General features: G+C 72.1%; 16 protein-coding genes and 1 riboswitch. Of the genes, 7 read left to right on the top strand and 9 right to left on the bottom strand.

The window, feature by feature from the left end; translation table 11 throughout:
* The first annotated feature begins 112 nt into the window (after window positions 1–112).
* A riboswitch (cyclic di-AMP (ydaO/yuaA leader) is annotated at window positions 113–275 on the top strand.
* A gap of 7 nt (window positions 276–282) precedes the next feature.
* Both ACGFX4_RS26910 and ACGFX4_RS26905 read left to right on the top strand, forming a co-directional pair.
* Window positions 283–1506, top strand: coding sequence for a transglycosylase family protein (locus tag ACGFX4_RS26910; RefSeq protein ID WP_393079333.1), 1224 nt, complete (start codon window positions 283–285; stop codon window positions 1504–1506).
* A gap of 110 nt (window positions 1507–1616) precedes the next feature.
* Complete coding sequence (locus ACGFX4_RS26905) at window positions 1617–1817, top strand: hypothetical protein (protein ID WP_393079330.1); 201 nt, start codon at window positions 1617–1619, stop codon at window positions 1815–1817.
* Between the two features lie 67 nt (window positions 1818–1884).
* Here the strand turns inward: ACGFX4_RS26905 and ACGFX4_RS26900 are convergent, their stop codons facing one another.
* From ACGFX4_RS26900 to ACGFX4_RS26870, 7 genes are all read right to left on the bottom strand, one after another.
* On the bottom strand, window positions 1885–2928 hold the full coding sequence (locus tag ACGFX4_RS26900) for a LacI family DNA-binding transcriptional regulator (RefSeq protein ID WP_393079327.1): 1044 nt from the start codon (window positions 2926–2928) through the stop codon (window positions 1885–1887).
* Window position 2929: 1 nt separating this feature from the next.
* A complete protein-coding gene (locus ACGFX4_RS26895; RefSeq protein ID WP_393079324.1) occupies window positions 2930–4660 on the bottom strand; it encodes a glycoside hydrolase family 13 protein in 1731 nt (576 codons plus the stop codon).
* Between the two features lie 77 nt (window positions 4661–4737).
* Complete coding sequence (locus ACGFX4_RS26890) at window positions 4738–5568, bottom strand: sugar ABC transporter permease (RefSeq protein ID WP_393079321.1); 831 nt, start codon at window positions 5566–5568, stop codon at window positions 4738–4740.
* A 2-nt stretch (window positions 5569–5570) separates the two neighbouring features.
* A complete protein-coding gene (locus ACGFX4_RS26885; protein WP_393079318.1) occupies window positions 5571–6593 on the bottom strand; it encodes a carbohydrate ABC transporter permease in 1023 nt (340 codons plus the stop codon).
* Window positions 6594–6607: 14 nt separating this feature from the next.
* Complete coding sequence (locus tag ACGFX4_RS26880; RefSeq protein ID WP_393079316.1) at window positions 6608–7906, bottom strand: extracellular solute-binding protein; 1299 nt, start codon at window positions 7904–7906, stop codon at window positions 6608–6610.
* A gap of 257 nt (window positions 7907–8163) precedes the next feature.
* On the bottom strand, window positions 8164–9231 hold the full coding sequence (locus ACGFX4_RS26875) for an aldose epimerase family protein (protein WP_393079313.1): 1068 nt from the start codon (window positions 9229–9231) through the stop codon (window positions 8164–8166).
* 178 nt (window positions 9232–9409) lie between these two features.
* Window positions 9410–12373 (bottom strand): ATP-binding protein, encoded by a 2964-nt coding sequence (locus tag ACGFX4_RS26870; RefSeq protein ID WP_393079311.1) that lies wholly within the window; start codon window positions 12371–12373, stop codon window positions 9410–9412.
* A gap of 254 nt (window positions 12374–12627) precedes the next feature.
* Here ACGFX4_RS26870 and ACGFX4_RS26865 point away from each other — a divergent pair, with 254 nt between their 5' ends.
* Window positions 12628–13602 (top strand): terpene cyclase, encoded by a 975-nt coding sequence (locus ACGFX4_RS26865; RefSeq protein WP_393079308.1) that lies wholly within the window; start codon window positions 12628–12630, stop codon window positions 13600–13602.
* Between the two features lie 103 nt (window positions 13603–13705).
* Window positions 13706–15229: an aldehyde dehydrogenase family protein gene (locus tag ACGFX4_RS26860; RefSeq protein ID WP_393079305.1), complete on the top strand. Its 1524-nt coding sequence runs from the start codon at window positions 13706–13708 to the stop codon at window positions 15227–15229.
* A 28-nt stretch (window positions 15230–15257) separates the two neighbouring features.
* On the opposite strand, the gene ACGFX4_RS26855 is transcribed toward ACGFX4_RS26860, so the two are convergent.
* Together ACGFX4_RS26855 and ACGFX4_RS26850 are read right to left on the bottom strand one after the other, a co-directional pair.
* A complete protein-coding gene (locus ACGFX4_RS26855) occupies window positions 15258–15413 on the bottom strand; it encodes an SHOCT domain-containing protein (protein ID WP_393079302.1) in 156 nt (51 codons plus the stop codon).
* A gap of 70 nt (window positions 15414–15483) precedes the next feature.
* Window positions 15484–15912, bottom strand: coding sequence for a DUF6325 family protein (locus tag ACGFX4_RS26850; RefSeq protein ID WP_393079300.1), 429 nt, complete (start codon window positions 15910–15912; stop codon window positions 15484–15486).
* A gap of 220 nt (window positions 15913–16132) precedes the next feature.
* Here ACGFX4_RS26850 and ACGFX4_RS26845 point away from each other — a divergent pair, with 220 nt between their 5' ends.
* The 3 genes from ACGFX4_RS26845 to ACGFX4_RS26835 all read left to right on the top strand — a co-directional run bounded on the left by ACGFX4_RS26845 (window position 16133) and on the right by ACGFX4_RS26835 (window position 19862).
* Window positions 16133–16459: a nuclear transport factor 2 family protein gene (locus ACGFX4_RS26845; protein WP_393079297.1), complete on the top strand. Its 327-nt coding sequence runs from the start codon at window positions 16133–16135 to the stop codon at window positions 16457–16459.
* Between the two features lie 178 nt (window positions 16460–16637).
* Complete coding sequence (locus tag ACGFX4_RS26840; RefSeq protein ID WP_393079395.1) at window positions 16638–17654, top strand: LacI family DNA-binding transcriptional regulator; 1017 nt, start codon at window positions 16638–16640, stop codon at window positions 17652–17654.
* 177 nt (window positions 17655–17831) lie between these two features.
* Window positions 17832–19862, top strand: coding sequence for a TIM-barrel domain-containing protein (locus ACGFX4_RS26835; RefSeq protein WP_393079295.1), 2031 nt, complete (start codon window positions 17832–17834; stop codon window positions 19860–19862).
* Window positions 19863–19874 lie beyond the last annotated feature (12 nt).

Genomic DNA, 19874 nt, shown 5'->3' with positions numbered 1-19874 from the left:
TGAGGTATATCACACCTATTTGCAGTTTCAACTTAACTCTGCCTAACGTGCTGCCCACGTTCGTGGTCACACGGACCCATCCCACCCGGAACGCCGAGTCCTGCCGCCGGGTCGGTCGGCAGCGCTCAACGCACCACGGCAGGGGCGGGGGAACCAGGTAAGTCGCCCGGGACGAGGTCAGACCTCCCCCGGGCTTGGGGTGAAGCCGTGCTTGCACGGCCGGGCAACTCCAGCCCGAATCCGACAGCTCACCTCGCAGGCGTGGGAGAGGAACACGTCTTCATGCTGTCCGCAAACGCCAAGCGCGCCCGACGCGCCATCGCCACCACCGGCGTGGTGGGCCTCGGCCTCTCGATCCCGTGCCTGCTCTCCGGCACCGCCTCCGCCGCCTCGGTGTCCACCTGGGACAAGGTCGCGCAGTGCGAGTCGACCGGCGACTGGTCCATCAACACCGGCAACGGCTTCTACGGCGGTCTCCAGTTCACCTCCAGCACCTGGGCGGCGTTCGGCGGCCACGCGTACGCGCCGCAGGCCAACCAGGCCACCAAGGCCCAGCAGATCACCGTCGCCGAGAAGGTGCTGGCCGAGCAGGGCCCCGGCGCGTGGCCGGTCTGCTCCGTCAAGGCGGGGCTCACCAAGGGCGGCGAGGCGCCGCAGGTCGACGCCGGCACCCCGAGCACCGGCTCCACCGTCCAGGCCGCCCCCAAGCCGCAGGCCCCGAAGCAGCAGGCGCCGAAGCAGGCCACCCCGCAGCAGGCCGCCCCGAAGCAGGAGGCCCCCAAGCCGCAGGCCGCCCAGCCGCAGGCCGCCACCGAGACCTACACGGTCGCCGCCGGTGACTGGCTGTCGGCCATCGCCGAGAGCCACCACGTCGACGGCGGCTGGCAGCGCCTGTACGAGCTCAACCGCTCGGTGCTCACCGAGGGCCCCGACATGATCTACCCGGGCCAGCAGCTCGCCCTGGGCAACGTCGCGGTGGCCACCCCGGCCAAGCCGGAGACCGCCACCAAGTCGTCCTCCTGGAACGGCTCGTGGAAGTCCGCCGGGACCTCCAAGAGCGCCGCCTCCACCACCGCGCCGGCGAAGACCACCACCGCCAAGACCACGACCGCCGCGAAGAGCACCACCGCGGCCGTGAAGGCCACCGGCTCCAAGGCCGCCGCGATCGACTTCGCGCTGTCCAAGCTGGGCCAGGCCTACATCTACGGCGGCGCCGGCAACGGCGGCTGGGACTGCTCCGGCCTGACCCAGGCCGCGTTCCGCCAGGCCGGCATCTCGCTGCCCCGCGTGGCCGCGGACCAGGCGGACTACGCCACCCGCGTCTCGCTGGACAACCTGCTCCCGGGCGACCTGCTGTTCTGGTCCAACAACGGCGGCAACTCGGGCGTCTACCACGTCGCCGTCTACATCGGCGACGGCAAGTACGTCGAGGCGGCCAACCCGCGCGCCGGCGTGCGCACCGAGACCGTCGCCAACTGGGCGCCGGACTTCGCCGGTCGCGTCTGACCGCAGGCGCGGTGAGCGCCGCCCGCTGCCCCCGGAGAGCCTGGTCGGTTCCGGGGGCAGCGGCCTATGCTTCGGCCCACCAGCCGTCCCGCAGAAAGCCAGGAGCCGCCATGGCCAAGGTGACCGTGTCCCTCGACGCCGACCTCGCCATCGAGGTGATGCTGCTGGCCGGCACCAAGAGCCCGCAGGACGCCGTGGAGCTGCTCGTCCGCGACTTCCTGGCCACCCGGCGCCGGACCGAGGCGCGGACCGGCGACGCGGCCGACGAGAGCCGTCTGGCGGCCCCGCAGGCGCCCGTCCAGGAGGGCTGAGGCAGCCGGGGGACAACGCCGAAGGGCCCCGGAGAGAGACCGTCTCTCCGGGGCCCTTCACGTACGCTCAGCGCGCGTTGGCGCCGGTGGAGCCGCGCATCACCAGCTCCGGCTGGAACATGAACTCCGAGCGCTGGCCCGGGTTCCCGCCGACCTCCTCCAGCAGGGCGTCGACGGCGGCGGTGGCCATCGCCTCGACCGGCTGGCGGATGGTGGTGAGCGGCGGCTCGGTGAACGCTATCAACGGCGAGTCGTCGAACCCGACCACCGAGACGTCCTGCGGCACCGACAGCCCGCGCTGGCGGACCGCGCGGATCGCGCCGAGGGCCATCATGTCGCTGCCGCAGACGATCGCCGTGCAGCCCTTGTCGAGCAGCGCGTTGGCGGCCGCGTGGCCGCCCTCCACGCTGAACAGGGTGTGGTGGACCAGCGCCTCGGCCTCCTCCGGGGAGGCGCCGAGCAGCTGCCGCACGGCGGCGGTGAAGCCCTCGATCTTGCGCAGCACCGGGACGTACCGCTTCTGGCCGACCGCCAGGCCGATCTTCTCGTGCCCGAGTTCGACCAGGTGCTGGACGGCCATCGCCATCGCGGCCCGGTCGTCCGGCGAGATGAACGGCGCGGCGATCTTCTCGCTGAAGCCGTTGATCAGCACGAACGGGACCTGGCGACCGGTGAGCTTGGCGTACCGGTCGTGGTCGGCGGTGGTGTCGGCGTGCAGGCCGGAGACGAAGACGATGCCCGCCACCCCGCGTTCGACCAGCATGTCGACCAGTTCGTCCTCGGTCGACCCGCCCGGGGTCTGGGTGCACAGCACCGGCGTGAAGCCGTGCCGGCTGAGCACCTGTTCGATCACCTGGGCGAGAGCGGGGAAGATCGGGTTGCTGAGCTCCGGGGTGATCAGGCCGATCAGACCCGCGCTGCGCTGTCGCAGCCGGGTGGGCCGCTCGTACCCGAGCACGTCGAGTGCGGCCAGCACGGTCTGCCGCGTGGTCGCGGACACACCCGCCTTGCCGTTGAGGACGCGGCTGACGGTGGCCTCACTGACCCCCGCCTGCGCCGCGATGTCGGAGAGTCGCGCCGTAGTCACGATCCCAGAGCCTATTGCAACCATGTCAGACCGCCCACCAAACGGTGCTGTCCGCCGGAAGAATCGCCTCACCGTCCACCGCGACGGTCTCGGTGGAGGAGAGCAGGATACGGCCGGGGGCGGCGATCCGGACAGCCTCGCCCGTCGTGTTGACGGTGCACACGAACGAGCCCTCGGCGCTGTCCCGGCGGAAGGTCAGGGTGCCCTCCGGCGACTCCAGCCAGGCCACCTCGGTGCCGCCGCCGAGCGCCGGGTGGGCCCGGCGGACGGCCAGCGCGGAGCGGTAGAGCTCCAGGGTGGAGGTCGGGTCACCGGTCTGGACCTCGACGCTCAGCCCGGCCCAGGAGTCGGGCTGCGGCAGCCAGCTGGGGCCGCCGGCGTTCGGGCCGAAGCCGTACGGCGCCTCGGTGCCCGACCACGGGATCGGCACCCGGCAGCCGTCGCGGAAGCCGTCCTGGCCCTCCGCCCGGAAGAACGACGGGTCCTGGCGGACCTCGTCGGGCAGGTCGGTGACGTCCGGCAGGCCGAGCTCCTCGCCCTGGTAGACGTACGCCGAGCCGGGCAGGGCGAGCATCAGCAGGGAGGCCGCCCGGGCGCGGCGCAGGCCGAGCTCGCGGTCGCCGGCGGTGCGGATCTGGGTGCCCAGGCCCGGCTCGTTGGCGAACCGGGTGGCGTGCCGGGTGACGTCGTGGTTGGACAGCACCCAGGTGGTGGGGGCGTCGACCGGGCGCATCGAGTCCAGCGAGAGGTCGATCACCTCACGCAGCTCGTCGGCCGCCCAGGAGGTGCCCAGGTACTGGAAGTTGAAGGCCTGGTGCAGCTCGTCCGGGCGGACGTAGTTGGCGGTGCGCTGGACGGTGGGGGTCCACGCCTCGGCGACGCCGATCCGCTCGCCCGGGTACTCGTCGAGGATCTTGCGCCAGCTGCGGTAGATGGCGTGCACGCCGTCCTGGTCGAAGAACGGCATCACGTCGTTGCCGAGCAGCTTCAGCTGGTCGTGCGAGCCGAGGTCGGGCAGGCCGGGGGCCTTGACCATGCCGTGCGCGACGTCGATCCGGAAGCCGTCCACGCCCATGTCCAGCCAGAACCGCAGGATGGAGCGGAACTCGTCGGCGACGGCCTGGTTCTCCCAGTTGAAGTCGGGCTGCTCCGGGGCGAACAGGTGCAGGTACCAGTCGCCCGGGGTGCCGTCCGGGTTCGCGGTGCGGGTCCAGGCCGGGCCGCCGAAGATGGACTCCCAGTCGTTCGGCGGCAGCTCGCCGTCCTCGCCCTTGCCGGGGCGGAAGTGGTAGCGGTCGCGCAGAGGGGACGCAGGGCCCTCGCGCAGCGCCCGCTGGAACCACTCGTGCTGGTCGGAGGAGTGGTTGGGGACCAGGTCGACGATGATCCGCAGGCCCAGCGCGTGGGCGTCGCGGATCAGCCCGTCGGCGTCCAGCAGGGTGCCGAACATCGGGTCGACGGCGCGGTAGTCGGCGACGTCGTAGCCGGCGTCGGCCTGCGGCGAGGCGTAGAACGGGGACAGCCAGACGGCGTCCACACCCAGGTCCTTCAGGTACGGAAGGCGGCTTCGGATGCCCGGGAGGTCACCCATGCCGTCGCCGTTGGCGTCCGCGAAGCTGCGCGGATACACCTGGTAGATGACCGCGTCCCGCCACCAGCCTCTGGACGCGTCGGCGCTCGCGGCAGTCGTCCGGGCAGTGGGCACTGCGGCGGGGGCGGCGGCGGGCCGGGCCGCGTCGGCCAGGTTCTGGGTCATGGGCGGTATCCCTCGGGGACGTAGGAAGCGGTGGGTCTGGGGCTGTCCGGCGGATGCTGCCGGATCGGACCGCAGGGCTACTTGATCGAGCCGGCGGTCTGGCCGGCCACCAGGTGGCGCTGCACGAGGATGAAGACGACGGCCGCCGGAATGGCGATCAGCACCGAGGCGGTCGACATCATCTGCCAGTTCTGGCTGTACTGGTTGACGAAGGTCTGCAGGCCTCCGGCCAGCGTCATCTTGTCCAGGCCGGTCATGAACTGGGAGGCGTAGGCGACCTCGCCCCAGGCCGTGATGAAGGAGTAGAAGGCGGTGACCGCCAGGCCCGGACGGGCCAGCGGCAGGATCAGCCGCCAGAAGGTGCCGAACGGGTTGAGCCCGTCGATCCGGCCGGCCTCGTCGATCTCGGTGGAGATCGTGTCGAAGTAGCCCTTCATGGTCCAGGCACAGAACGGCACCGAGATCGTCATGTAGGTGAGGATCAGGCCGAGCGGCTGGTTGAGCAGGTGGAACTTGCCGAGCAGCTGGTAGATCGGGACGATCAGGATCGCCACCGGGAACATCTGGGTGACCAGCAGGGTCCACATCAGCGGCCGCATCCCGGGGAAGCGGAAGCGGCTGACCGCGTAGCCGGTGGTGGCGGCGAGGAAGACGCCGAGCACGGTGGTGAAGCCGGCGATCAGGACGGTGTTGCCGAACCAGGTGAGGAACTCGGTCTTCGTCAGCAGTTCGGTGTAGCCGACGAACGTCGGCTGGTCGAAGAACTTCGCGCTGGTCTCGTGGCCGGACGGCTTCAGCGAGGTGAGGAAGACCCACAGCACCGGGAAGACCGCGATCAGCGAGGCGGCCATCAGGCCGCCGTGCAGGCCGGCCGACGCTGCGAACGTGCGCTTCTCGTTGCGCGCCATGGTCACCACACCTCGCCTTGCTTGCGCAGCGAGCGCCGGTAGAGCACGGCGAACACCACGAGGATCAACAGGATGAGCACGCCCCACGCGGAGGACTCGCCGAACTGGCGCAGGCCGGTGAAGGCCTTCTGGTAGGCAGTGGTGACCAGCAGCTGGGTCTGGTCGCCGGGGCCGCCGTTGGTCAGCAGGAAGATGACCGGGAACATGTTGAAGGTCCAGATCGTGCTGAGCAGGATCACGGTCGAGCTGACCGGGCGCAGCGACGGCATGGTGATGTTCCAGAACTTCTGCCAGGCACTGGCGCCGTCCATCTCGGCCGCCTCGTACAGCTCGGCGGGGATGGACTGCAGACCGCCGAGCACGGCCACCATCACGAACGGGAAGGCCAGCCAGACGTTGACCAGGACGACGGAGATCTGGGCCATCGTCGGGTCGTTGAGCCAGTCGAAGGTCGGCAGGCCCATGGCGTCCAGGGCGTGGTTCAGGAAGCCCCGGTCGTTGTTCATGATGAAGCGCCAGCTGAACGTGGAGACGAAGGCCGGGACGGCCCACGGCAGGATCAGCAGGGTGCGGTAGACCGAGCGGCCGCGCACCTTGCGGTTCAGCATGATGGCCAGGGTCAGGCCGACCACGAAGCTGACGGCGACGCAGGAGACCGTCCAGGTGACCGTCCAGCCGAGGCGCGCCCAGAAGGTGCTGTGGGCGCCGAAGAGGATCTCGGTGTAGTTGTCCAGGCCGACGCTCTTGTAGCTGGCCGGGATGTGCAGGAACTGGCCGATCTGCTTCTCGGAGTTCTTGTCGTTGGCGTCCGTGGTCGACAGGTACAGGCCCTGCAGCAGCGGGTAGCCGACGAGAACCGCGACGACGATGCAGACCGGTGCCACCAGGGTCCAGGCGTACCAGTGCTTGCTGATTGCCAGGCGCAGTCGCCCGGGGGTGCCTGCCGTGCGGCGGGGACCGCGGGCGGGAGAGTTCCCGCCCGCGGCCTCGACCGTCGGCCGGCTGGTGGTGGTGTCCACAGCCATGCCCGGTTACTTCCTTACTTCCAGCCGAGGTTCTTGCGGTAGGCGTCGCCGGTGTTCTTGGCGGCCTGCTCCGGGGTCTCCTTGCCCGAGAGCATCGCGGTGTACTCGGTCACCAGCGGGGCGAACAGGGTGCCGCCCTCGGGGATCCACGGACGCTGGTGGGCCTTGTCGATGGCGTCCTTGAAGAACTTGACGCTCTCGATGGAGGCGACGTCCGGCTGGGCGAAGACCGACTTGCGGGTCGGCAGCACGCCGAGCTCCTTGGTCAGCGTGGCCTGGGTCTCGGCGGAGGCCATGTACTGGACGAAGAGCTCCGAGGCGGAGATGCTCTTGCTGCCCGCGTACACCGCGTAGGAGTGGCCGCCCTGCGGGGCGCCCTGGCCGCCGGAGCCCGCCGGGACGACGGCGATGCCGAGGTTGGCCTTGTCGGCGAAGGCGTCGCCGCCCTTGTTGACGGTGGCCAGCGCCCACGGGCCGTTGATCATCATCGCGGTGTCGCCGGACTGGAAGGACGACATCATGTTCGCCCAGCCGTCGGTGACGGAGGTCTTCGCGGCGCCCGAGTCGACCAGGTCCTTCATGGTCTTGAAGGCCTTCACGCCGGCGGCGTTGTCGATGGTGACGGTCTTGGCGTTGGCGTCCACCAGGTCGCCGCCCTCGCCGTACAGGAACGACAGCGTCCAGTAGGCGTCGTCGCCGCGCAGGTAGAGGCCGGTCTTGCCGGACTTGGCCTTGATCTGGGCGGCGGCGGCCTTGAGCTCCTCGACGGTCGCCGGGGGCTTGGTGATGCCGGCGTCGGCGAACATCTTCTTGTTGTAGAAGAGCGCCATGGTGTCGGTGACCTGCGGGACCGCGTAGGTCTTGCCCTCGTACTTGGTGGCGGCGACCGGGTTGGGCAGGAAGTCGTCGGCCTTGTCCAGGGCGATGGTGCCGTCGAGCGGGGCCAGGTAGTGCAGCGAGGCCAGCTCGGGGGTCCAGGCCACCTCGGAGCGGATGACGTCGGGCGCGTCGGTGCCGGTCGAGAAGGCGTTCTTGATCTTGTTCTGGGCGTCGGCGAAGGGCACGTTGACGTACTTCACCTTGACGTTCGGGTACTTCGCCTGGAAGCCCTCGATCACCTTCTGGTAGGTCGGCGCCTCAGCCTTGGCGTCCGACGTGTCCCACCAGGTCACGGTGCCGGAAACCTTGGCCGGGTCGACCGAGGCGCCGGCTGCCGGGGCGCTGTTGTTGCTGCTGTCGCCGCTGCTGCCACAGGCCGCCATGGAAACGGCAAGAGCCGCAACGAGAGCGGAGGCCGCGATGCCACGCCGCATGTGAACTCCTAGGAAAGGGGTGGGGGTGCCCTGGTCGGGACAGGAGGCGCATACTTGCCTTCGCCCCCTCGGGCTTGGGGAGGAACGTAACAGCGATGCAATCGCTCCTGAAAGCCCTTGCAGCAAGTTTCTGAAAGGTTCGGGCGGATCGTTACGTCCGCGTGTCCTGAGGGTTGCCGCTCCGCACCCGGGCACCACGAAGGCCCGCCCCCGACGGGGACGGGCCTTCGCCTTGCGACGTCTTGCGGAAACCCCGGTCAGGCGACGCCCGGCCGGAACACCGTGGTCGAGCGGAACTCCTCGCCCGGGCGCAGCACGGTGGACGGGTAGCTCGGGTGGTGCGGCGAGTCCGGGTGGTGCTGGGTCTCCAGCGCCACGCCCGCGTACGGGCCGTACGGCACCCCCGCGGCGCCCGTGACGGCCCCCTGGAAGCCGTTGGCGGTGTAGACCTGGATGCCCGGCTCGGTGGTCAGCACCTCCAGCGTGCGGCCGCTCACCGGGTCCTCCAGCAGCGCGGCCCGGGACGGGCTGCCGTCCGCCGGACGCTCGCGCAGCACCCAGTTGTGGTCGAAGCCGCCGGCCGCCTTGATCTGCGGGTGGTCCTCGCCGATCGCCTTGCCGATCGGGCGGGCGGCGGTCAGGTCGAACGGGGTGCCGGCCACCGCCTCGTACGGGCCGAACGGGATCTGCCGCTCGTCCACCGGCGTGTACTGGTCGGCGTCCACCGTCAGCAGGTGGCCGAGGACGTCGCCGCTGCCCTCGCCGGACAGGTTGAAGTAGGCGTGGTTGGTCAGGTTGATCACGGTCGGCTTGGTGGTGACCGCGTGGTAGGCGATGGTCAGGCCGTCGGGGGCCAGGGTGTAGGAGACGCTGACGTCCAGCGCGCCGGGGAAGCCCTGGTCGCCGTCCGGGCTGTGCAGGCTCATCCGCACCCCGCCGGGGATCTGCTCGGCCGCCCAGACCCGGTGCGAGAAGCTGTCCGGGCCGCCGTGCAGGGTCACCCCGTTGCCGGTCGGCGCCAGCGGGTGGTCCTCGCCGTCGATGGTGATCCGGGAGTCCGCGATCCGGTTGGCGTACCGGCCGACCGTGACGCCGTAGTGCTTGGCCGGGCCGAGCAGCGCGCCGATGTCCTCGGCGGAGAGCAGCAGCTGCGCGGGGCGGCCGTCCCGGTCCGGGGCGGTCAGGGTGTGCAGGGCCGCGCCCAGGGTGATCACGGTCGCCTCCAGGCGGCCGCTGCGCAGCGTCCAGCGCTCGATGCCGACCCCCGCCCCGCTGGAGTCGAAGGGTGCCCGGTGCACCTCGGTCAGCTCTGCGGACGCCGTCATCGCGTGGTCCTCCTCGACTCCTCGACCCCCTCGGACCCGGCGTGTGCGGACCCGAGTGATCATGTTCGTTCGTCGGGGCCAGCCTAGCCCGCGCGGGGCACCCCGGGGCGGCGTTGCGCCCCGGTGTGCCCCGGTCGGCCAGCTGTCCGCGCGGACTGTGCGATCTCCCGGCGGTCCGTCAGCCCTGCGGCGCGGCACCGCCCTCGTGCAGGCCCAGCGCGGCGGCCAGGCCCTCCGGGCCGGTACCGGCCTTGCGGTGGACCGCGGCCAGCCGGCGGTGCACCAGGCTCAGCGGCAGCGACAGCTCCTCCGCGATCCGCTGCGGCGGCACCCCGCGGACGGCCAACTCGGCCACCTCCCACTCGGGTTGGGTGAGAGCGTCCTTGGAGAGCGTGCGCAGCCGGTTGGGCCGCAGCCCGGCCACCGCGAGCTCCCGGCGGGAGCGCGCCACCAGACCGTCGGCGCCGCAGTGCTGGGCCAGCTCCATGCCCTGGTAGAGGTACTCGGCGGCGTCCGGGATCCGCCCGACCCGGCGCAGCGCCGAGCCCAGGTCGACCAGCGCGTAGGCGTGCTCGTACGAGGCCGGGGACTGGCCGAGGTAGCCGACCGCGTCCAGCAGCAGCTCCACCGCGCGCGGGCCCTCGCTCACCGCCGCCTCCAGGCGCAGCGCGACGCCGACCGCCGAGGGCGAGCCGAAGACCCGGGCCCGGTTGACCGCCTCGTGCGCCAGCTCCCGGGCGCGCTCCGGCTCGTCGGGCGCGATCGCCTCGGCGAGGTGGCCGGCCCAGGGCGCCCAGACGGTGTTGTGCCAGCCGCGGGCGTCCAGCACCGCGCCGACCTGGGTGAAGACCGCGATCGCGCCGAGCCGGTCGCCGCGGGCCAGCAGCAGCTTGCCGTAGAGCGTGGAGGCGTCGGGCAGCACCATCGCGGTGCGGTGCCCGGGCGGGGCGAAGCCGTACTTCTGCACCAGCTCCCAGGCGTCGTCGGCCCGGCCGCGGGCCAGCAGGGTGTCGGCGAGGACGCCGACGATGTCCCACTCCAGCGGGATGCCGGGGGCGATCCGCTCGGACAGCCGCAGGCCGCGGCGCAGGAAGTCCTCCGCCTCCAGCAGCAGGCCGCGCCGGAACCGGGTCAGGCCCATCAGGAAGTAGGCGAAGCCGCGGTGCGCGCCGGACCAGCCGGCCTTCTCGAACTCCAGGATGGCGTCGGAGAACAGCCGCTCGGCGCGGGCGAGTTCGTCGGTGTAGGCGAAGGTCAGGCCGACCAGGGCGGGCAGCTCCAGGCCCCAGGTGAGGCCCGTCCAGGCCAGGCCGGCGGGCAGCCGGCCCTGCACCAGGGCGGCCTCCGCCTGCTCGATCGCCTCGGCGGCGGAGACCCCGCGCAGCGTCAGGTCCCAGGCCCGCAGGGCGTGCAGCGCGTGCTTGGCGTCCCGGGTGGCGGGGGTGAGCGGCAGCTGCTCGGCGAGCTGCCGCAGCCGCCGCGAGCGGCCCGGACCGTCCGACTCCTCGCGGGCCAGGGTCTGGTACATGAAGACCGCGATCTGCAGCCGCAACCGGTCGGGCCCCGGTTCGGCGCGCTCGGCCTCCTCGGCGCACAGCTCGGCGGCGGCCTCCAGGTCGCTGCTGTGCGCCAGCACCTCGGAGAGCCGGAACACCGCGTCCACCCGCATCGAGGGGCTCAGACCGTACTCGTCGTCCAGCGCGAGGCGCAGCTGGTTGACGGTGGCGGCCGGGTCGGTGAGCAGCGCGGAGCAGCCCAGCTCGTAGAGCACCACGGCGCGGACCTCGTCGCTCGGCGGCTCGGCCAGGGCGCGCTTGAGGCAGCGCTGCGCGGCGTCCGGGGCACCGATCCGCAGGTGCTCGGCGGCGGCCCGGCGCAGCTTGCGCACCATCTGGTCGTCGCCCTCGGGGTGCGTCTCCAGCAGGTGCCGGGAGGCCACCACCAGCCCGCCGCCCGCGTCCTCGATGGCGCTGGCGGCGATGCCGTGCATCGCGGTCTTCATCGCGTCGGGGATCGACTGGTAGATCGAGGTGCCGATCAGCGGGTGGACGAACTCCAGCCGGCCGTTCGGCTGGGTGGTGAGCACCCGGTGCCGGACCAGCTCGCGGACCGACCTGGCGGCCTGCTCCGGCCCCTGGGTGGAGATCGCGGCGGCCAGGTCGTCCTTGATGTCGGTGCCGAGCAGCGCGGCCGCCCAGGCGAACTGCAGGGTGACCCGGCCGAGCTTCTCCAGCCAGAACTGGAGGGTCTGCCCGCGGGCCGCGGCAGCCAGGTCGCGCAGCCGCGGGGTGGACTCCTCGACCGGCTCGATCCCCTGGTCCCGCACGTCGCGCAGCAGCGCCACGGTGTCGTACGGGGTGCCCGCGGTGACCGCCCAGACCTGCCGGCAGAAGGCGTCGTCCGCCTTGTCGCCGAACGCGCTGCGGACCAGGTCGGCGACCGACTCGGGGCCGAGGGTGTGCAGTTCGTGGTGGCGGGTGGCCATCTGCTGGATCTGCCGGACCAGCCCGTCGGCGTCCTCGGCGAACTCGTTCCGGTAGGCCAGCACGACCAGCACCGGCAGCTCGCGGGAGCGGACCGCGAAGGAGGCCAGCCAGGTCAGCGACTCCCGGTCGGCCCAGTGCAGGTCGTCGATGACCATCACCAGGGGCGCACGCCGGGGCGCGAGTTGGGTGAGCACGTAGTCCAGGCCGTCGCGTACGCCCTGCGGGTCGATCCGCTCCACCTCGCCGGACGGCGGGGTCAGGCCGACCGCCGGGCCGACGATGCCGTACCAGTTGCCGAACACCTCGTCGCGCTCGGACTGGGTGAGCCGGCTGAGCACCGGCATCAGCAACTGCCGCAGCACGTGGAAGGGTTCGGCGCTCTGGCGCTCGCCGCCGCGGGCGAACAGCACCGTGCAGGACTCCTCGCTGCGGGCCAGCGCCCGCACCTCGTCCAGCACCGAGGTCTTGCCCATGCCGCCCGGGCCCGAGTAGAGCAGCAGCTCTCCGGTGGCGGCGCCACCGGTCATGTGCGCCCGGGCCAGCCGGGACACCGCGTTCCGGGCGGACTCGATCTCCAGCTCGCGTTCGCGCAAGCGGATCCCGGCCGACTCGGCGTCACCCCTCGTACCGCCCTGCCCGTTCAGCTCTCCGGCCACCGCCGCGCCCTCCACTCGCCCGTCCCCGTTCTTCGATCCGACCATAGCGCCGTGTGCGTCCGAAAGAGGGACATTCCCGCAGGCCGGAGGCGCTCGGAAGGGTTGAGCCCGGCCGCCCCGGGCAAATGCCCTGGTACCACTGCCGCCTGATGATGTGATCCGATAATCTGCCCCCCGTAGAACAAAGTTGATCTTTGGTCGGCAGTCAGACGCCAAGCCGGCCGCGCCGCACCCTGAGCACGCCCGGGAGTCCGATGTCCGACCTCACCTCACTTGAGGTTCCGTTCCCGCTCCGCCGCAATCCGCACTACCAGCACGCCAACGACGAGCATCAGCGCTGGCTGGAGCGCTTCCCGGAGCTCGCCGCGATCGCCTCCGAGTCGGTCTACGCCCGCTGGGACGTCGCCGACCTCGCCGCGGTCGCCTACCCCTCCTGCTCCGCCGAGAGCCTCACCCTCGCCACCGACCTGCTCGGCTTCTACCTGCTCTTCGACGACGGCTTCGACGGCGAGCTCGGGCGCCGCCCCGCCGACGTCGCCAGGATCTGCGAACGCCTCACCGACCTGGTGTTCGACCCGGACCCGGCGCGGGCCCGCACCGAGACCGAGCGCGCCTTCCTCGACCTCTGGGAGCGCTCCACCGCCGGCATGCCCGCCCGCTGGCTGGCCCGCGCCGCGTACAACTGGGAGCGCTACTTCGCCAGCCACCCCGCCGAGGCCGCCGGCCGGGTCTCCGGCCTGATCCCCGACCGGGAGAGCTACCTGGTGGTGCGTCGCGGCACCGCCGCGATGGAGACCGTCTTCGACATGATCGAGCGGCTCGACCACCTCGAGGTGCCGCAGGCCGCCCTGCACCACCCGGTCCTGCGACGGCTCCGCCAGATCGCCGCGGACGTCCCCTCCCTCAGCAACGACGTCTACTCCTACCCCCTGGAGGCCCCGCGCGGCGACGTCTACAACCTCGTCATGGTGGCCCGCCGCGAGCGCGGCTGCTCCACCGACGAGGCGTTCGAGGTCGTCCTCGCCGAAGCCCAGCAGATGATCGACCGCTTCGCCGAACTGACCCGACAACTGCCCGACGCCTACCGGCAGTTGGATCTCACCCCGGACGAACTGGAACCGACCCGCCGCTACGTCGACGGCCTCACGGCCTGGCTGGTCGGATATCTCGACTGGGAGGAGCGTACGGGGCGTTACGCCGCTCCGCAACCGGCCCCGCACGCACCGTAGCGAAGGGCGGGCGACCGGGTTAGGGTGCCCGAGCGGGAGCGACCACCGGTCGCCTCCCGCGCACTGCTTGTCAGGCCCCTGCCATCGTTGCGAGGAGACAGCTGTGACGGTCCACCAGCCCCCCGGCCGACCCGGATCCCCGGTCGAACTCCGCACCCGCTACCAGCACTGGATCGACGGGGGCTGGCAACCGCCGGTCCTCGGGCGGTACTTCGAGAACCCCACCCCGGTCACCGGCGAGATCTTCTGCGAGGTCGCCCGGGGCACCGCCGAGGACATCGAGGCCGCCCTGGACGCCGCCGAGGCCGCCGCCCCCGCCTGGGGCCGCACCCCGCCCGCCGAGCGCGCCCAGGTCCTGCTCCGCCTCGCCGACCGGATCGAACAGCACCTGGAGGCGCTCGCCGTCACCGAGACCTGGGACAACGGCAAGCCCGTCCGCGAGGCCCTGGCCGCCGACCTGCCGCTCGCCGTCGACCACCTGCGCTACTTCGCCGGCGCCCTGCGCGCCCAGGAGGGCGGCCTCTCCCAGCTCGACGAGGACACCGTCGCCTACCACTTCCACGAGCCGCTGGGCGTGGTGGGACAGATCATCCCGTGGAACTTCCCGCTGCTGATGGCCGTCTGGAAGCTCGCCCCGGCCCTCGCCGCCGGCAACACCGTCGTCCTCAAGCCCGCCGAGCAGACGCCCGTCTCCGTCCTGCTGCTGATGGAACTCACCGCCGACCTGCTGCCGCCGGGCGTGGTCAACGTGGTCACCGGCTACGGCCTGGAGGCCGGCAAGCCGCTCGCCTCCAGCCCCCGGGTCCGCAAGATCGCCTTCACCGGCGAGACCGGCACCGGCCGGCTGATCGCCCAGTACGCGGGCCCCAACCTGATCCCGGTCTCCCTGGAGCTCGGCGGCAAGAGCCCTAACCTGTTCTTCGCGGACGTCGCCGCCGAGCGCGACTCCTTCTACCAGAAGGCCCTCGAAGGCTTCGCCATGTTCGCCCTCAACCAGGGCGAGGTGTGCACCTGCCCCAGCCGGGCGCTGATCCACTCCGCGATCTACGACCGCTTCCTCGGCGACGGCCTGGAGCGCACCGCCCTCATCCGGCAGGGCAACCCGCTCGACACCGACACCATGGTCGGCGCCCAGGCCTCCCGCGAGCAGCTGGAGAAGGTCCTCTCCTACCTGGAGATCGGCCGCGCGGAGGGCGCCAAGGTCCTGGCCGGCGGCGAACGGGCCGAGCTCGGCGGCGAGTTGAGCGGCGGCTACTACATCACGCCGACCGTCTTCGAGGGCGACAACCGGATGCGGATCTTCCAGGAGGAGATCTTCGGGCCGGTCCTCGCCGTCACCCGCTTCGACACCTTCGAGGACGCCGTCGAACTCGCCAACGACACCCCGTACGGCCTCGGCGCCGGCGTCTGGACCCGCGACGGCTCCACCGCCTACCGCGCCGGCCGCGCCATCCAGGCGGGCCGGGTGTGGACGAACTCGTACCACCTGTACCCGGCCCATGCCGCGTTCGGCGGCTACAAGAACTCCGGCATCGGCCGGGAGACCCACAAGATGCTGCTGGAGCACTACCAGCAGACCAAGAACCTCCTGGTCAGCTACTCCGACCGCCCGATGGGCCTCTTCTGAGGCCTGTCCGACAAGCCTCAGGGTCGCGTCAGCCGAGCAGCTTGGCCTTGGCGGCGCTGAACTCCTCGGGGGTGAGCAGGCCCTGCTCGGCCAGTTCGCCGAGCCGGGTCAGCTCGCCGCTCAGGCCCGGCGCGGGCGCGGCGCGGCCGGCGGCGTAGGCGCCGCCGACGACGAGTCCGCGCACCAGGGGCGCTCCCACCGGGCGGACGACGCGGACCGGCCGGATGGGCCGCAGGGGTCGGAACACGGCTGCCTCACTCTCCCGACGCGCCGCGCGCCTCGGCGGCGCGCACGGCCTCTTCGATGTTCTCCGGCGGGATCCGCACCCCGGAGGCGATCCGCCCGCCCACCTCGTACAGCGCCCGGGCCGCGTCCTCGGCCCAGACGTGTTCGATCAGCACGATCACGGCGACGGTGCCCGGGCGCAGCAGTTCGGCGGCCTCCTGGGCGTCCTCGGGGCCGATCAGCGGGAGTCCCTGACCGCCGATCCCGACGACGCCCTTGAGGTGCTCGAAGTCGGCGAACTCGCCGTAGGTCGCCTCGCCGTCGGCGTGCCGGGTGACCACCAGCGAGTCGATCACCCGGATGTCGCCGGCGGTGCGCAGCTTGGCGAGCGCGGTCGCGGCCTCGACGGTGATGGTCTCCTGCGGGAAGGTCAGGACGAGCAGTTCGGCCGGCCCCATGCAGGGCTCCCTTCGGTGCGGCGCGTGCGGCGACGTCGGCGAGAGCGGCCGGCGGATGCCTACCCGCGGATCAAAGCACACCCACCGCTCCCCCGGCGGCGCCGCCACGCCCGCCCTCCGAACGGCGGGCGCGCGGCTGGCGGGCGGGCGGCGGCCGTGGTCTCTGGGAGTCAGCGCACCGCCGCCCGGCGGCGCCGCCGACCGCAGGGAGTACGCAGCCATGACCATTCCGCTCGACAAGCTGTCCGATCCGGCCGTGCGCCGGCTGCTGTCCGCGGTGAACGCGGGCGACCAGAGCGCCTTCTTCGCCTCGCTCACCGAGGACGCGACGATGGCGGACGACGGCACGGAGCGCGACCTCGCGCAGTGGGTGGACCGGGAGATCTTCTCCTCGCACGGGCACATCGACGTGCAGCGGGAGAAGGGCAACGGCCGGGCGCTGGTCGCCAACTACCGCAACGACACCTGGGGCGAGATGCGGACCTCGTGGCGGTTCACGGTGTCGCCGGACGGCCGGGTGAGCCGCTTCGAGACTGGCCAGGCGTAGCCCGGATCCGGCCGGAAACCCGGCCGGTCCGGTTGGTGAAGCGCTTCGACAGAAGGTCTGGACACAGTCCAGCAGCGTCTCTAAGCTCTCCCGGCAGGACAGCATCGAGCCGCACAGCAGACATCGTCGAAGCGCTTCACCAACCGGCGCGCGATAGTGTCGCGAGATGGAGCACCAGATGGTCACGCTCGCCCAGGTCGCCCGGCACGCCGGGGTGTCCCCGAGCACGGTCTCGTACGTCATCAGCGGCAAGCGGTCGATCTCGCAGGACACCCGGCTGCGGGTGGAGCGCTCCATCGCCGAGCTCGGCTACCACCCGCACGCGGGGGCCCGGGCGCTGGCCAGCAACCGGTCGAACGTGATCGCCCTGATGATCCCGCTGCGGACCGACATGTTCGTCCCGGTGATGATGGAGATCGCCATCGCGATCACCACCACCGCCCGCCGCTACGCGCACGACGTCCTGCTGCTGACCAGCGAGGAGGGCCCGTCCGCGGTGAAGCGGATCGCCGCGAGCGGCCTGGCCGACGCGATGATCCTGATGGACGTCGAGCTGGAGGACGAGCGGATCCCGCTGCTGCGGCAGACCGGCGCGGCCGCGGTGCTGGTCGGCCTGCCCGCCGACCCGGCCGGGCTGACCTGCATCGACCTGGACTTCGAGGCCACCGGCCGGCTCGCCGCCGACCACCTGGCGGACCTCGGGCACCGGGAGGTGGCGCTGGTCGGCGCCGCCGAGTCGGTGTACCGGCGGCACACCGGCTTCGCCGAGCGGACGCTGGCCGGGTTCCGGCAGCAGGCCGAGGCGCGGGGCCTGAGCTTCCTGCACCGCCCGTGCGGGGTGGGCCACGAGGCGGCCACCGGCACGCTCTCGCGGATCCTCGCCGAGCGGCCGGGCACCACCGCGCTGGTGGTGCAGAACGAGTCGGCCGTCCCGCACCTGCTCAACCACCTGCGGCAGTCCGGCCGGGCCGTGCCCGAGGACATCTCGGTGGTGGCGATCTGCCCGGACGAGGTCGCGCTGCACTCCGCCCCACAGCTCACCTCGGTCTCCATCCCGGCCCAGGAGATGGGCCGGCGCGCCGTCGAGCTGGTGATGGCGCAGGCCTCCGGCCGCCAGCACACCACCGGGCTGACCCTGCTCTCCCCCGTCCTGACCCCCCGGGAGAGCACCGGCCCGGCCCCCCGGTCCGTCTGACGCACCGTCGCACCGTCGCACCGTCCGCACCCGCAGTCCGCACCCGCAGTCCGCACCCGTAGTCCCCACCGGCTCGCGCGCATCGCCGATCCATCCCCGGCCCCAACCCCCACCGCGCCCGCCGTCGCGCCAGCGTGCCCGACGGCGTGCCCCGCCCTGCCCGCGCGAGGAGCCCCCGTGACCTACCCGACCGTCCCCGCCGTCCAGCCGCCGGAGAAGCCCGAGGGCCCCGGGGTGCTGCGCGAGGCGGGCAGCGCCCTGGAGTTCCACGGCCATCTGGAGACGCTGCGGCTGGAGCCCTGGGGTCCGGACGCGATCCGGGTGCGCGCGGTGCGCGGCGGGCGGCTGCACGAGGGCCTGCCCGGCGCACTGCTGGAGACCGCGCTGCCGGCCGCGGCCACCGTCAAGGTCGAGGGCACGGTCGGACGGATCGTCAACGGCGCGATCACCGCCGAGGTCACCGACCGCGGCATCGTCCGCTTCCTGCGCGCCGACGGCAGCGAGCTGCTCTCCGAGCAGCCGGCGCACTTCTGGTGGCCCGGCGCCCGGCTCTGCACCCCGACCGGCAACGGCTACCACCGTCTGGAGCAGCGCTTCCGCGCCTACGACGGCGAGCGGCTGTTCGGCCTCGGCCAGCACCAGCACGGCCTGTTCGACCAGAAGGGCGCCACCGTCGACCTGGTGCAGCGCAACGCCGAGGTGTCCGTCCCGGTGCTGCTCTCGAACCGCGGCTACCTGCTGCTGTGGAACAACCCGGCGATCGGCCGGGTCGAACTGGCCGTCAACGGCACCCGCTGGGTGGCCGACAGCGCCCGGCAGTTCGACTACTGGATCACCGCCGGCGCACCCGCCGAGACGCTGTCCCGGTACGCCGACGCCACCGGCCACTCCCCCGAACTCCCGGACTGGGCCTCCGGGTTCTGGCAGTGCAAGCTGCGCTACCGGACCCAGGACGAGCTGCTGGCGGTGGCCCGCGAGTACCGCCGCCGGGGCCTGCCGCTGTCCGTCATCGTCAACGACTTCTTCCACTGGACCCACCTCGGCGACTGGAAGCTCGACCCCGCCGAGTGGCCCGACCCGGCGGGCATGGTCCGGGAGTTGGACGACATGGGCGTCAAGCTGATGGTCTCGGTCTGGCCCTCGGTCAGCCCGCTCAGCGAGAACCACCGGGAGATGGAGCGCCGCGGCCTGCTGATCGGCACCGAGTACGGCCCGCCGACCCACGCCGAGTGGCCGGACAAGGGCGTCGCCTCCACCGTCCAGGTCGCCTTCTACGACGCCACCAACCCGGAGGCCCGGGAGTTCGTCTGGCAGAAGGTCCGCGACAACTACCTGTCGTACGGCATCAAGGTGTGGTGGCTGGACGCCTGCGAGCCGGAGATCAACCCCGGCCACCAGGCCAACCTGCGCTACCACGCCGGGCCCGGCCTGGAGGTCGGCAACCTGTACCCCCGGGAGAACGCCCGCGCCTTCCACGAGGGCATGCTGGCGGCCGGCGAGAGCGAGGTGCTGACCCTCAACCGCTCCACCTGGGCCGGGGCGCAACGCTACGGCGCCGCCCTGTGGTCGGGCGACATCGGCACCGACTTCGCCACCCTGCGCGACCAGATCAAGGCGGGCCTCAACGTGATGCTCTCCGGCATCCCGTGGTGGACCACCGACATCGGCGGCTTCCACGGCGGCGACCCGGACGACCCGGCGTACCGCGAGGTGATGGTCCGCTGGTTCCAGTACGGCGCCTTCTGCCCGCTGTTCCGCCTGCACGGCTACCGCGAGCCGTGGACGGCGCTCGGGCCGGAGATGACCGGCGGCCCCAACGAGGTCTGGTCGTACGGCGAGCAGGCCTACGGCATCCTCGCCTCCTACCTGCACCTGCGCGAGCGGCTGCGCCCGTACGTGCTGGCGCAGACCCGGCACGCCGCCGCGACCGGGGTGCCGCCGATGCGGCCGCTGTTCCTGGAGTTCCCCGAGGACCCGGCGAGCTGGGAGGTCGACGACGCCTTCCTGCTCGGCCCGGACCTGCTGGTCGCCCCGGTCACCGAGGCGGGTGCCCGCTCCCGCGCGGTGTACCTGCCGGCCGGCGCCGAGTGGCGCTGCGCGTGGACCGGCGCCGCGTACCGGGGCGGCACCGCCGTGACCGTCGACGCGCCGCTGGAGCGGATCCCGCTGTTCCTCCGGGACGGCGCCGAACTGCCCGTCCTGCCCTGACCGTTCAGCCCG

The sequence above is a fragment of the Kitasatospora sp. NPDC048365 genome (assembly GCF_043200835.1).
Classification (GTDB): domain Bacteria; phylum Actinomycetota; class Actinomycetes; order Streptomycetales; family Streptomycetaceae; genus Kitasatospora; species Kitasatospora terrestris.
Note: the sequence above shows the minus strand (reverse complement) of the source record. Positions and strands in the feature narration are given on the sequence as shown.